Source organism: Crinalium epipsammum PCC 9333, assembly GCF_000317495.1.
Taxonomy (GTDB): domain Bacteria; phylum Cyanobacteriota; class Cyanobacteriia; order Cyanobacteriales; family PCC-9333; genus Crinalium; species Crinalium epipsammum.
In genome coordinates, this window is sequence record NC_019753.1 from 3,881,247 (window position 1) to 3,894,341 (window position 13,095).

The following is a 13,095-nucleotide window of genomic DNA, read 5'->3' on the forward strand; positions in this document are numbered from 1 at the left end:
CAGCCTCAAGGAAAATGAAACAGCCCTGCTTAAAAAGGGGGACTTTTGGTCTTGTTCCCAGGTTGAACCTGGGAACCATTGAATGAGGCTCTGCCTCATTCTAAAAGGTTATCTATCGGTACTGGTTCTAAATTTTCGGCTGGTTTAAACCCAAACACCCGCGAGTAGAAATAAAACTCCCCATCAATAGCGCGTTTAATATTTTCAGCGCGACGAAACCCATGTTGTTCTCCTTCAAAAGGAACATAAGCGACAGGTAAACCTTTTGCTTTTAATGCTTCCACCATCATTTCTGCTTGGTTAGGTGGAACAACTTTATCTTCTAACCCTTGGAAAAAGATCACGGGACAAGATAGTTTATCAGTAAAATGGATAGGCGATCGCTCTATATATATATCTTGCCTTTCTGGGTACGCACCGATTAATCTATCGAGATAACGTGCTTCAAATTTGTGGGTATCTTTAGCTAAAGCTTCTAAATCGCTAACCCCGTAATAACTAGCGCCTGCTTTAAATACGTCACGGAATGTCAGGGCGCAAAGTGTAGTATAACCGCCTGCACTACCACCTGCGATCGCCATTCTCTCACCATCTACTAAACCTTGGTTAGCAAGATAACGCGCCGCGTTTGCACAGTCATCAACATCAACAATACCCCACTTACCATCTAAGCGTTGATGATATTCCCGTCCATAACCTGTACTCCCACCATAATTTACATCTAAGAAAGCAAAACCGCGACTTGTCCAATATTGGATTTTTAAGTTTAATTGACTAGATGTTGCTGCTGTTGGACCACCATGACTTTTAACTAATACTGGCGGTTTTTCTCCAGCAGGTGCGTTATAGTCTTGGTTTTTGGGTGGATAGAAAAAGGCATAAGCAGTTAAGCCATTTTCTGTAGGAAATTCAATCGGTTGCGGTTGGGAAATATAGCCAGGGTCAATTTCCATCTCACTTGACCGCCGTAAAACTTGCAACTCGCCACTAGATAAATTTAACTCCACAATAGCTGTTGATTCTGTCGGTGAAGCTGCACTAAATACAACACGACCTGGCGCTGTTTTGAGTGAAGAAATTTCTGTGTAAGGAGTTTCTATTTGTTGTAGCTGTTTAGTAGTTGTATCTAAACTGGCTAAATACCAAATACCATTTTGGGTGTAAGTGCAGATAATGCGATTAGCATCAAAGCCATAAGTAGACATTCCAAAAACCCATTGGGGAAGTCCAAATTCCGCCTGCATTTCACATAGTAATTCAGTATTACCATTTTGCCAGCGATAGAAGTTCCACCAACCAGTACGATCTGAAACAAAGTATAAAATGTTATCTGGCGACCACTCTGGCTGAAATATGGATTCATCAATGCCACCAGCAACTAACTGAGGTGTATTTAAAGAACCATCGGCTGTTATTTCACTAACCCATAATTCTGTACCATTCCAAGGCATATTGGGATGGTTCCAACTCAGCCATGCTAATTTTGTACCGTCGGGACTTAGACGTGGTGAAGAGTAAAATTCACTACCAGAAATTAAGATTTGAGTGTTTCCATCTGGCAGACTGATACTAACTAATGTATTTACTGGTTCGTGACCGCCACCAGTATTATCTTCGCGTACACAAATTAAGCGATCGCGCACAGGATCTATAATCATATCTGCATAGCGCAAATCTCCCCCTGACTGCCCTTGAGAAAGTTGTTGCGGTTCAGCATTTAAGGTTTGACGGTAGAGATGCTGGTCTGCAAAGTTGCAAAAATACACTGTACTCTTATTTACAAAAAAAGAACCGCCACCGTATTCATTTACGCGAGTGCGAACATTAAAAGGCGCAACAGTAACATCAGCAAGTTGATTATCTGGGGTACGCCTTACAAGTACATTTCGTCCGCCTTCTTGTGGTCGCATTTCAATCCAGTAGATATCATCGCCATCAAGAACAACTGGTCCTAATCCTATTGTTGCCGAGACAATTAAATCTGATGTAATAGGAGATTTCCAAGATCCATATAATGCAATTTGTGGTTGATTCATTTTAATATCACTATTTGTTTTTCAAAAATCAATTAAACCATTTTTGTAGCTACAGTTTAGCTGCGCGTACATCTGTGTTTATCTGTGTCCATCCGTGGTTAATTATCCAAAAATTTAATTATGCAATAAGCAAATTTCTGAGCTTTAATTTACTATTTTACAAAATATTATTTTAATAAGATAGCGGGGAAATTAATAACTAAAAATATTATTTCCCCATAGATTATAGCTTATTTACAACCTAATGATGCGCGAGTTGCAACACCAGTTTTGGAGTTAACACCATCTGCTACATCACAAAGTTTCTTGACGTTAGTTCCATCCAATACAACACCACTGAAATCAGTACCGTTAATATTTACTTCATCAAATCTGGACTTTAGCAAAATTGATTCACTGAAAACTGCATCACTAAGATCTGCATTTGAGAAGTCAGCAGCATAAGCTAACCCATTAGTAAAATCTGCACTGTGTAGAGAACTACCTTTCAGAGTAGAACCGTTAAAAACTACGCCTCGTATATCAGCATTGTTAAAGTTAGTGTTATCTAAATTAGCTTCCACAAATTCAGATGAAATTAAGGTTTGACCGGAAAAATCTTTCCCACTAAGATCTAGTTTGGGTTTAGCTTTCCTAGCAGCTAAAGCTGATTCAGGGGATAAAAGAAAGATGAATGCTAACAGTAACGCTACCAGTACTTTAAAATACCTCATAATCGTCCAATACAGTTGAATATTTTCTCTTTTTAGATTATCTACGCTAAAGTGCCTCAAAAACCATCTGTGGCGTTAACACTTTTCCTTGATCTGAATCAGTTAAGTTAGCAATGCCTAAAAATTGCTGGTTTTCATCATAAACCCGTAGAAAGTTTGTTGATTTTGCCGCTTGAATTGATATTCTATCGCTAGGCTCTTGTTCTTCACTTTCTGTTATGTCTAAAATAGAAAATTGAGGATTTAAAATTTTTTGCCCTTGACACCAACGTTTAGCATCTGTTGCGGATAAATTTACAGATATTAAATGTGTTAAAGCGATTGGCGGTGGGATTGGTTGAAATGTACCTCGCTGAATCTGTTCTTCTAATTCTTCAAAAGTGATACTATCAGCTAAATTAAACCCACAACTGGCGGTGCGTATTAAGGAAGCGAGTACGCCACCAGTATTAAGAGCAATACCTAAATCACGTGCGATCGCTCTTATATATGTACCAGATCCACAGGCGATCGCTACATCTATTTCTGGAAACTCCCCACCTCGCCAGTCTAAAACATCAATCTGATATACTTCCACTGTTCGCGCTGGCACATCAATTTTTTCTCCAGCCCGCGCTAAATCATATAAACGTTTACCTTGTACTTGAATAGCACTGTAATTAGGTGGGATTTGTTGAATAGTTCCTTCAAATTGTTGTAGTGCTGCTGTAACAGCTTCTAAACTCAGATCATTTACTGGTTGTTGAGAAATAATTTCCCCAGCTAAATCATCAGTTGTTGTTGTTACTCCTAACTTAATTGTCCCTTGATAAGCTTTATCTTGGCGGAGATATTGTAATAATCTCGTAGCTTTACCCAAGGCAATCGGTAATACACCCGTAACAGCAGGATCTAAAGTTCCCCCATGTCCGACACGCTTTAAACGCAGTAACTTACGCACCCGCGCTACACAGTCATGGGAAGTAAAACCTGCTGGTTTGTTTAAATTTAAGAAACCTTGCACAGTTAATAAATTAATAAGTGAACATCAGTCAAATTGGTATAGCTATTGCAAAATTCGATAAATTTAATTGATCATCTGCGTTCATCTGCGTTTATCTGTTTTCATCTGCGTTATAAAAAAAGACCTTAAAAAATTTTGCAAAAAGATTTGCGTAGGTTGGGTTGATAAACGAAACCCAACCTACAACTATATGAGGGTGTCGGCTTTTTGATTTATTATCAAAAACTAATTCCCACGTTTATAAACGTCCTGAATCACTTTTGCTAACCGTCGCATTCCAGTTTCAATATCCTCATCAGTCGCCGTTAAACTAATCCGAATACACTCTTGTTTATGCTTCCAATCTTCACGCAAACCAGGGAAGAAAGAACTACCAGGAACAACAATTACACCAACTTGCTTTAATTGTTGGTATAACTCCCAATCAGTAATCGGTAAATCTTCAAACCAAATCCACGCAAATATAGCGCCTTCACCCCGATGTAAAAACCAAGGCAAATCTTTAGGCATTGCCTCATCTAAAGTACTTTCTACAACGGTGAATTTTTTCTGGTAATAGGGACGGATAACTGATGTGGCGATATCTGCCAGCATACCAGTTTCAATTGCACGGGCTGCGATCGCTTGTCCATACCGTGACGAATGTATACACATATTCGTCTGGAATGACTCTAGTACGTTAATGTACTTTTCTTCCCCGATAGCAATCCCAATTCTTTCCCCTGGTAATCCCACCTTCGACAAACTCATGCAGTGAATGATATTACCGCCAAAAATCGGAGTCATCTCCGTAAAATTCAACGCTGGAAAAGGCGGCGCGTAGGCAGAATCAATTAACACAGGTATATCATAAGGTTCTGCTAATGCTGCGATCTTACGCACTTCGTCATCAGTAAGCACATTTCCTGTAGGGTTACAGGGACGGGAGAACAACACACAACCTGTGCTTTCATCTATATTTAACTTGCTAAAATCTGGGCGATACTTAAATGTATGTCCTGCGGTATCAATATCCAAAGCAGGTTTGTAAGCAAACAAAGCTTCTGGAAATAAAGTTAAACCACCATAACCTGTGTAATCTGGACTCAAAGGCAATACAATTTGCTTGAGTTTACCACTGCTGGTATATCCCCCAAACGCATTAGTAGCGTAAAAGTAAAGGCTTTGACTTCCAGGGGTAATCAGAATATTGCGATTAGTTAAATTCAGGTTGTATCGTTGATTGAAAAAATTAACTACAGCTTCAATCAGTGGTTCATAACCTTGGCTATCACCGTAGCGACAAACAACATTGCCAAAGTCTTGACCATTTAATAATTCTGTGGTATATTCGCGCCACAGTTCTTCTACTTCCGGTAAAATTACTGGATTACCAGGGCTGAGATTAATATATTGCTGTCCTACACCTGCTTGTAGGGTTTCTTTAATATCTTTCATAATTGCCCGCACTCCAGTTAAGTGGGACATTTTATCGCCAAATTGAGTAAGGGCAGGGTTCATAGGATTTAGCAAAATAGATTTTTTACTGGTTGACAAATTGTAGATTACTCCCTTCCCGCGATGGTGAATACCTATTTAAAAAACCGCCAAGACGCAAAGGTCGCCAAGGAAGAAGAAGAATATGATCGCTAATCTTGAGCGTGGGAAGGAAGTAACAGCTATTGAATAGCGATCGCACTAACCGTTCTTCTATTGTCCTACCACTTCACAAAATTTCACCTCAAAATCTGTAAAAAGTGTAATAAAACACTATTTTTGGTGAGAAGCCTGTCAAGCTATAAACTAGGACGAATGGGATGATAGTTCTGACCTCTTATTGCATTCAGCTAAAAACTGCAAAAAGTAACGGGTAGATTCATCAAGATTAGCTAGTATAAGTAGGTCTTTCCCCAAACCGCCTAAACATCGAAGTAATTCAGCAAATTAAAGAAATAATGACAACAGTTGAGACGCTACGCTCCAAACTCCCCTTTCCGCTCAAGCCCTTAGCAGACATAGCTTACAATTATTGGTGGAGTTGGACAAGCGATCGCATTTCCCTATTTCAAAGCATTAGCCCTGAAGAATGGCAGCGTTGTGGACGCAACCCAGTCGCTCTACTAGAATCTGCCAGCTATGTGCGCCTTACCCAAATGGCAAAAGACCCCACATACATTAAACGGGTAAAAGCCTTAGCACAGCAGTTTAACGAATACATGGAGCAAAAAAATACTTGGGCAAGTAATATCGCTCCAGAAATTAAAAAAGAAAGCCCAATAGCTTATTTTTGTGCAGAATTTGGCATCCACGAGTCCTTACCAATTTACTCTGGTGGCTTGGGTATTTTGGCTGGGGATCACCTAAAATCAGCCTCAGACTTAGGCGTACCTCTGGTAGCTGTTGGGCTGGGTTATCGTCAAGGTTACTTCCAACAACGCTTAAATCAGAGTGGTTGGCAAGAAGAAAACTATATTGACAATCCCTTTGAGCGGATGCCCGTTGAGTTAATTACAAATGAGCAAGGACAACCCCTAACGATTAAGGTGGAAGTTCGCCAAAGGATGGTTAATGCTCAAATTTGGTTAGCGCGAGTTGGTCGTGTCAAGCTTTACTTATTAGATACAAATCGGGATGATAATGATCCCATTGATCGCTGGTTAACCGGACATCTTTACGGCGGTAATCAAGACACTCGCATTGCCCAAGAAGTATTGCTAGGGATTGGCGGTGTAAGAGCATTACAAGCAGTGGGAATCAATCCTTCTATTCATCACTTGAATGAAGGTCATGCTGCATTCTGCACCTTAGAGATTGCCCGTAATGAAATTCAGCGTACTGGTAAATCATTTTATGACGTTGAAGCATCAGTGCGCGATCGCTGTGTCTTCACCACCCATACCCCAGTACCCGCAGGTCACGATGTCTTCTCATCCGACCTGATGGACTCCTACTTTGCTCACTACTGGGCAACACTAGGAATATCTCGTGAACAATTCCTCGCATTAGGCGCACGTCGTCTGGGTGATCCCTGGGAACCATTCGGCATGACTGTTTTAGCTTTGCGGATGTGTCGCACCGCTAACGGCGTGAGCGAATTGCACGGTCAAGTTTCCCGCAAAATGTGGAAAATTCTTTACCCAGAACGTGCCGAAGACAAAGTACCTATTGGTTACATTACCAATGGAGTTCATGCCCCTACTTGGACAGCGCCGTTACTTGCCGATTTGTATCAAGAGTACTTCGGCGAAGATTGGCTGAATAATCTTATGGATTCCCAAATGTGGGCGAAAGTAGACAATATTCCCGATGAGGAAATTTGGTGGCGGCATCAAGTTCTCAAAGAACGGTTGATTGCTCATACTCGCTACAAGCTGAAACTAGCACGGCAACAGCGCCACGAAGATCAACACCGCATTGATTCCGTAGAGCAATTACTTGATCCCAACGTCCTAACTATCGGATTTGCCCGTCGTTTCAGTCTATACAAACGAGGTGACTTACTATTACGGGATGCGGAACGCGCTTTAAGGATTTTTGGTAATAGCGATCGCCCCGTGCAAATAGTATTTGCTGGCAAAGCACACCCACAAGACGAAGAAGGCAAACGCATTATTCAAAGGTTGATGGAATGGTGTAAACACCCAAGCCTTGTCAGCCGAGTAGCCTTAATTGAAGACTACGACATCTACACCGCCCAAAAACTCGTCCAAGGCGTAGATGTTTGGCTAAATAACCCCCGCCGTCCTCTAGAAGCATCTGGTACAAGTGGGCAAAAAGTCTGCTTTAACGGTGGAATTAATTGCAGCGTCTTAGATGGTTGGTGGTGCGAAGGCTATCAAGCAGATGCTAACGGCAAAGGTATTAACGGTTGGGCAATTGGTGAAGATGCCAACACCAGCGATCAAGAGTTACAGGATCGGATTGATTCTGAAGCACTTTATAAATTGCTGGAAGAAGAAATTGTACCAATGTATTACGACCAGGATGCCAATGGCGTTCCCCATCGCTGGATTCAAATGATGAAAGCATCCATTAAAATCAACGCGCCCCTGTTCAACACAGACCGCATGGTTGCCGACTATGTTACTCAGGTATACGCCCCTGGGTGTTCATCTGGTGTCAAACCAATTCTCGCTAGTGTTACAGCATAAGCAGCATTTTTAACGCTTAAGCTAAAAATCAGGTGGGCAATCCCCGCCTGATTTTTTTATATACCCGTTGCAGAAGTGAAAAAATTTTAGGAAATATCTGCGTTAATCTGCGTTAATCTGCTTTCATCTGCGTTCTAAAAAAAATTTGCAATCTACGCGACAATCTATAGGAATTCAGGATTATTTGGAAGCTTACATGAAAATTTGGCAAGTTGATTTTTATCGTCGCCCTCTCAAAAATCAGCAAGGAGAGGTATGGTGGGAATTGGTAATATGCGATCTCACCCGCAGCTTTACTTATGAAGTACAATGCCGTCAATCAGAAGCTAATGTTACTTGGATAGTTTCCCAACTCCAAGAAGCTGCTGGAAATGCTAAACATTTACCCGATATTATCCAAGTATTTCGCCCCCAATCTTTTAACTTAATCCAGCTTGCAGGTCAACAATTAAATATTAAAGTAGAAGCAACTCGCCACACTTATGCTCTTAAAGAGCTATTGCAAGACAAAGCAGAATATTACTCTACTAATGGAGACAATTATAATCCTCTCGCCTTAGATAAACCACCCCCAACACCACTACCAGAAAATCTTTTAGGAGAACAATGGCGCTTTGCAACTTTACCCGCAGGTGATTTAGTAGAAGCATTTGCAGAACGTCCAATTCCCGTTCTAGAAATGCCAGAGTTTTTGTTACCAATTAACTTAGGTTTAGCATCAACTGTAGCAGTTCCAGGTGTAATTATTTATGGTGGCAGACAATCTCTGCGATTAGCGCGTTGGTTAGAAGAAGCAAAACCAGTATCTTTACATTTTATAATTGGTGAACCAGCAGGATTAGTATTAGAAGCAGGTTTAGTAGATAGGTGGGTTGTTGCTACATTTGAAGATCAAGAAGTTGTGAAATCAGCGCAAACTTATGAACAGCGTAAACAGCAGAGTAAGGGATTACACTTTTTATTAGTACAACCTGATGATTCTGGCGTAACTTATAGCGGTTTTTGGTTATTAAAGGCTGAGGAATTGTAGTTTAGTTTGTCTGTATTAGCGTGTATACCTGCTATAAAAGTTATCATAAGTTATATAAAATCATGTCAATAAACTTATGAATACTGAAGTGGCGACCTCTACTACCAATAATACTTCAAAATTAAATTACACTGTCCTGATTGAGCAAACTGAATCAGGTAATTATGCAGCAACAATATTAGGCTGGTCAGAGTGTAAGGCTGAAGGTGCTACGAAAGAAGAAGCTTTAACAAAACTCAATCAGGTTGTAAATGCGCGTTTGCAAAAAGCAGAAATTGTTTCATTAGAGATTTATAATCCGAAAACAGAGCATCCTTGGATGAAATTTGCTGGTATGTTTAAAGATGATCCGCAGTTTGATGAAATGTTGGAATATATAGAACAATATCGGCGCGAACTTGATGCAGAAGCGGAAGCTTATTATATTCAATGAGAAATATGAAGTAAATTTAACTTAAAGAATCTGGATCAATACCAAGCGATCGCAACCTCTCTGCTAACTTATTAGCACGTTCCTCAACTTCTCTAACTTTTGCTTCTGCTTGTTTACGAAGTTGTTGCTCTTGTTTCGCTAATTCTTCTGGCGTTAAATATCTTTGTCCTTGCTGATCATACCAATATAACCACTCGCGCCTTAGTCCCTGATGTGTAGCTTCTTCCCGTCCAATTCCTAAACCTATTTCTGGCAACCAAACAGGATTTTCTGATAAAAATTCATACACACCATCAACTAAGCGATACACTTCTAAACGTGGCTTGCGACGACGTTTGGGATTGTAAACAGCGTAATATAATATTCCTATTTCAGCGTACTTATTTTTCTTAGTAGTAAACTCGCCTCTGTAAGCTCCAGAAATAACTTCTAAGGCAAAAATCGGTATTTGCTGTTCTTCCCAAAGTACATAACTTGGGCGCAAATCTTCATCAATAATCCGCTCTACCCCTAAACTTAAAAACCCATCTGGTACAATAGGCGGTTGCTCTGGATCGTAGTAAATTCCCATATCCACGCCAAAAAACCAATCCATCCGATCTGCCCAAAGCATAGCTAGTGTGGCTTTCAGCAAACTAGGGATTAAGTCTTGCAGTTCGTTATCCACAGGGGTATCGTCAGAGTCGGGAAGATCTTCAGCAGAAGGCAAACGTAATCGAGAGTCGTATTGAAACATGACAAATAACGCCAAGATCAATAATTATATCCTAGCGTTAATTGTAAATGTTAAGCCTGCGTAAATTTTAACCTGCGGGATGATTTACGCAAGCCTGAAACCTAGATCCCCCCTGCCTTAAAAAGGGGGGACAAGCCCATCAAAGTCCCCCTTTTTAAGGGGGATTTAGGGGGATCTCTGCGTAAATTCGCAAATTAGCCTTTTTAACAGAGAAACTCACGCGGATCAGTTACATACCCAGTAATAGCGGATGCTGCTGCTGTATAAGGTGAAGCTAGATAAATTCCAGCCTCCTTATTACCCATCCGACCAGGAAAATTACGATTAGTAGTAGAAACGCAAATTTCAGGCTCATTCATCCGCCCAAAAGTATCTTTTGGTCCACCTAAACAAGCAGCACAAGAAGGCGCAGCAGGTTCGATACAACCAGCATCTAATAAAATCTCAGATAAAGTTTTACCATCGTACTTGGTAGTAAACAAATCTTCGTAAACCTTCTGAGTTGCTGGCACTATATATGTGGGAACTTTCACTTGCTGACCCTTCAAAACTTGGGCTGCATACATAAAGTCTGAAGTTTTACCACCAGTACAGGAACCAATATACACGCGGTCAATCTTGACATCGCGACATTCACGTGCTAAAGCGCGATTATCTGGAGAGTGAGGTTTAGCAACAACAGGCTCTAATTGAGAAACATCGTACTGCCTATCTGAATAGAAGCGGGCATCAGCATCAGTATAAACAGGTTCAAATGGCTTGTTAGTACGATCGCGCACATATTCAAAAGTCGTCTCATCTGGTGCAACTGTGCCATTCTTCCCACCAGCTTCGATCGCCATATTACACAGCGTCATTCTATCTTCCATCGAAAGATGTTGGATAGTGCTACCAGCAAATTCCATTGCCCGATAAGTAGCACCAGCAACACCAATATCCCCAATAATTTGCAAAATTAAATCTTTTGCTAGCAGATATTTTGGCATTTCGCCATTGAGGAGAAAACGCATAGTTGCTGGTACTTTAATCAGCAACTTGCCAGTACCCATAATAAAACCTGCGTCAGTGTTACCAATACCAGTAGCAAACTGACCAAAAGCACCCGCGTTACAGGTGTGGGAGTCAGTACCAAATAGTACTTCCCCTGGTCGGGTGTGACCTTCTTGTGCTAAGGCAATATGACAAACGCCCTTATAATCTGGGTTAGCTTTAAAGTCTGATCTGTCGGTAATATCGTAGAAATATTTAATGCCTTGTTCTTTAGCAAAGTCCCGCAGAATATCAACATTGCGGTTAGCGCGTTCGTCAGCAGTAAAGATATAGTGGTCGGGAATTAGAACGATTTTTTCAGTGTCCCAAACTTTAGCATCTGCTCCAAATTCGCGTTTGAAAACACCTATCGTACCAGGTCCACAAACGTCATGGGTCATTAATAAATCTACATTTACCCAAATATTATCTCCTGGTTCGACTACAGACCGACCAGAGGCACGAGCCAAAATTTTCTCAGTTAGGGTCATTCCCATAGTAATTCTCCTTTCTTAGACGCGATTATTGAAATACGTTAACTTGAAACCAGTTAAGCTTATGAGTGCGATCGCACTCATGCTTCCATATTTGTGATTGAAAGCTTACTCTAGAAAAACTTGCTCTAATAATTCCTCTTTACCACCAGGAAACATCCAAGTTTTATCCTAATAGCTGCTTCAGTAATTTATTTATAGTTGTAAAATTTCTGGATCGGGAATGCGTGGATCTGTAATATTTTGTGGGGAAGATTTAGTGTGGAGGTGCGATCGCTTCATTAACAATTCAGACCTTAATTTCTGACAAGCTCAATACCTACTTAAGACACTTGTAGCAAAATTAGCTCAACTTTGCCACTAGAATTTGCGATTTGAGACCTTGAATTATTAATTACCAATCCTAAATCTCAAATCCCAAATTCAGTAAATTTACCATTTCAGCAAATTAAACTGCTCCATATCCACTGTTTCGCGGTTGCGATAAATCGACAACACAATCGCTAAACCCACTGCTGCCTCAGCCGCAGCCACAGTGAGTACAAATACCGCAAACACCTGACCCTTAATTTCTTGAGGATCGAGGTAATTAGAAAAAGCAATTAAATTAATGTTGACCGCATTTAGCATCAACTCAATTGACATCAACACTCGCACAGCATTACGGCTAGTAATCAAGCCATAAATGCCAATACAGAACAAAGCCGCAGCTAATAGTAAGAAATACTGAAGTTGTAGGTGCATTATTTATCTCCGTTTCTAGGCATTTGTATCTATAGGTTGAGTAGTAGTATCACCTTTGCCACCACTACCTACAGTCAATAGTTCTCTTGGTCTTTCTTGTAAAGTCAAACTCGTAGGCTGATTGAGATCAGGTAAAATTTCCTCTGGAATAAATTCCCGACGTGCCAGAATAATTGCACCTACCATTGCCATCAACAACAATACAGAAGCCAACTCAAAAGGTAGTAAAAAGTCACTAAAAAAGTGTAGACCCAATTCCACAACCGTATTTTGACCAGTAATCCCACCAGGAGCCAAATCCCAAGGGCTTACCAGTACCATTGTGCTTAAGAGTGTAAACAAACCCGCACAGACTAAAGCTGTTGACCCTTGACGTATCCAACGATTGCGAAGCGGCTTAAAATCTTCACGCTTGTTCACAAGCATGATCGCAAATAAAATTAGAATGTTCACCGCTCCAACATAGATTAATACTTGTGCTGTCGCTACAAAGTCAGCATTCAGCAAAAGGTATAAACCAGCAATGCTGATAAACACGCCGCCTAACAAAAAAGCAGAGTAAACGATGTTAGCCAACAGCACTACCCCTAAAGCTGCCCCAAGCATCATTACTGCTAATAAGCCAAACGAAACAATCTGAACCCCTTCTGCTAAATTCACAATATTTGTCCTTTATCCTTGTTGATTGTTAATTGGTCATTGTTAATTGGTCATTGTTAATTAGTTTGACCTATGAGCCATAACATC

General features: G+C 40.6%; 11 protein-coding genes. 3 read left to right on the top strand and 8 right to left on the bottom strand.

Features of this window, described 5'->3' with window-relative positions:
* Positions 1 to 95: 95 nt before the first annotated feature.
* The 4 genes from CRI9333_RS16945 to CRI9333_RS16960 form a co-directional block, all read right to left on the bottom strand.
* On the bottom strand, positions 96 to 2,036 hold the full coding sequence (locus CRI9333_RS16945) for a S9 family peptidase (protein WP_015204399.1): 1,941 nt from the start codon (positions 2,034 to 2,036) through the stop codon (positions 96 to 98).
* A gap of 230 nt (positions 2,037 to 2,266) precedes the next feature.
* Entirely contained in the window at positions 2,267 to 2,749 is a 483-nt protein-coding gene (locus CRI9333_RS16950; protein ID WP_015204400.1) for a pentapeptide repeat-containing protein, read from the bottom strand.
* A 46-nt stretch (positions 2,750 to 2,795) separates the two neighbouring features.
* Entirely contained in the window at positions 2,796 to 3,752 is a 957-nt protein-coding gene (gene truB, locus CRI9333_RS16955) for a tRNA pseudouridine(55) synthase TruB (protein WP_015204401.1), read from the bottom strand.
* A 225-nt stretch (positions 3,753 to 3,977) separates the two neighbouring features.
* Entirely contained in the window at positions 3,978 to 5,252 is a 1,275-nt protein-coding gene (locus tag CRI9333_RS16960) for a valine--pyruvate transaminase (RefSeq protein ID WP_015204402.1), read from the bottom strand.
* A 434-nt stretch (positions 5,253 to 5,686) separates the two neighbouring features.
* Here CRI9333_RS16960 and glgP point away from each other — a divergent pair, with 434 nt between their 5' ends.
* The 3 genes from glgP to CRI9333_RS16975 all read left to right on the top strand — a co-directional run bounded on the left by glgP (position 5,687) and on the right by CRI9333_RS16975 (position 9,345).
* The gene (glgP, locus tag CRI9333_RS16965; protein WP_015204403.1) at positions 5,687 to 7,882 is read left to right on the top strand and encodes an alpha-glucan family phosphorylase; all 2,196 of its coding nucleotides are present in this window, start codon (positions 5,687 to 5,689) and stop codon (positions 7,880 to 7,882) included.
* Between the two features lie 196 nt (positions 7,883 to 8,078).
* On the top strand, positions 8,079 to 8,912 hold the full coding sequence (locus CRI9333_RS16970; protein WP_015204404.1) for a Tab2/Atab2 family RNA-binding protein: 834 nt from the start codon (positions 8,079 to 8,081) through the stop codon (positions 8,910 to 8,912).
* Between the two features lie 76 nt (positions 8,913 to 8,988).
* Positions 8,989 to 9,345, top strand: a complete 357-nt coding sequence (locus tag CRI9333_RS16975) for a type II toxin-antitoxin system HicB family antitoxin (protein WP_015204405.1) — start codon at positions 8,989 to 8,991, stop codon at positions 9,343 to 9,345.
* Between the two features lie 16 nt (positions 9,346 to 9,361).
* Here CRI9333_RS16975 and CRI9333_RS16980 read toward each other — a convergent pair whose 3' ends face one another.
* The 4 genes from CRI9333_RS16980 to CRI9333_RS16995 form a co-directional block, all read right to left on the bottom strand.
* On the bottom strand, positions 9,362 to 10,081 hold the full coding sequence (locus CRI9333_RS16980; protein WP_041226099.1) for a Uma2 family endonuclease: 720 nt from the start codon (positions 10,079 to 10,081) through the stop codon (positions 9,362 to 9,364).
* A 203-nt stretch (positions 10,082 to 10,284) separates the two neighbouring features.
* Positions 10,285 to 11,607 carry a 3-isopropylmalate dehydratase large subunit gene (locus CRI9333_RS16985; RefSeq protein ID WP_015204407.1) on the bottom strand — a complete coding sequence of 441 codons (1,323 nt, stop codon included), beginning with the start codon at positions 11,605 to 11,607 and terminating at the stop codon, positions 10,285 to 10,287.
* Positions 11,608 to 12,036: 429 nt separating this feature from the next.
* Entirely contained in the window at positions 12,037 to 12,348 is a 312-nt protein-coding gene (gene nuoK, locus CRI9333_RS16990) for an NADH-quinone oxidoreductase subunit NuoK (protein ID WP_015204408.1), read from the bottom strand.
* A 15-nt stretch (positions 12,349 to 12,363) separates the two neighbouring features.
* Positions 12,364 to 13,008, bottom strand: coding sequence for an NADH-quinone oxidoreductase subunit J (locus CRI9333_RS16995; protein WP_015204409.1), 645 nt, complete (start codon positions 13,006 to 13,008; stop codon positions 12,364 to 12,366).
* Between the last annotated feature and the right edge of the window lie 87 nt (positions 13,009 to 13,095).

Coding starts and splice junctions, on each gene's coding strand:
- CRI9333_RS16970 (WP_015204404.1), top strand. CDS start 8,079: ATGAAAATTTGGCAAGTTGATTTTTATCGTCGCCCTCTCAAAAATCAG.
- CRI9333_RS16945 (WP_015204399.1), bottom strand. CDS start 2,036: ATGAATCAACCACAAATTGCATTATATGGATCTTGGAAATCTCCTATT.
- nuoK (WP_015204408.1), bottom strand. CDS start 12,348: ATGCACCTACAACTTCAGTATTTCTTACTATTAGCTGCGGCTTTGTTC.
- CRI9333_RS16960 (WP_015204402.1), bottom strand. CDS start 5,252: ATGAACCCTGCCCTTACTCAATTTGGCGATAAAATGTCCCACTTAACT.
- CRI9333_RS16980 (WP_041226099.1), bottom strand. CDS start 10,081: ATGTTTCAATACGACTCTCGATTACGTTTGCCTTCTGCTGAAGATCTT.
- CRI9333_RS16985 (WP_015204407.1), bottom strand. CDS start 11,607: ATGGGAATGACCCTAACTGAGAAAATTTTGGCTCGTGCCTCTGGTCGG.
- glgP (WP_015204403.1), top strand. CDS start 5,687: ATGACAACAGTTGAGACGCTACGCTCCAAACTCCCCTTTCCGCTCAAG.
- CRI9333_RS16975 (WP_015204405.1), top strand. CDS start 8,989: ATGAATACTGAAGTGGCGACCTCTACTACCAATAATACTTCAAAATTA.
- CRI9333_RS16950 (WP_015204400.1), bottom strand. CDS start 2,749: ATGAGGTATTTTAAAGTACTGGTAGCGTTACTGTTAGCATTCATCTTT.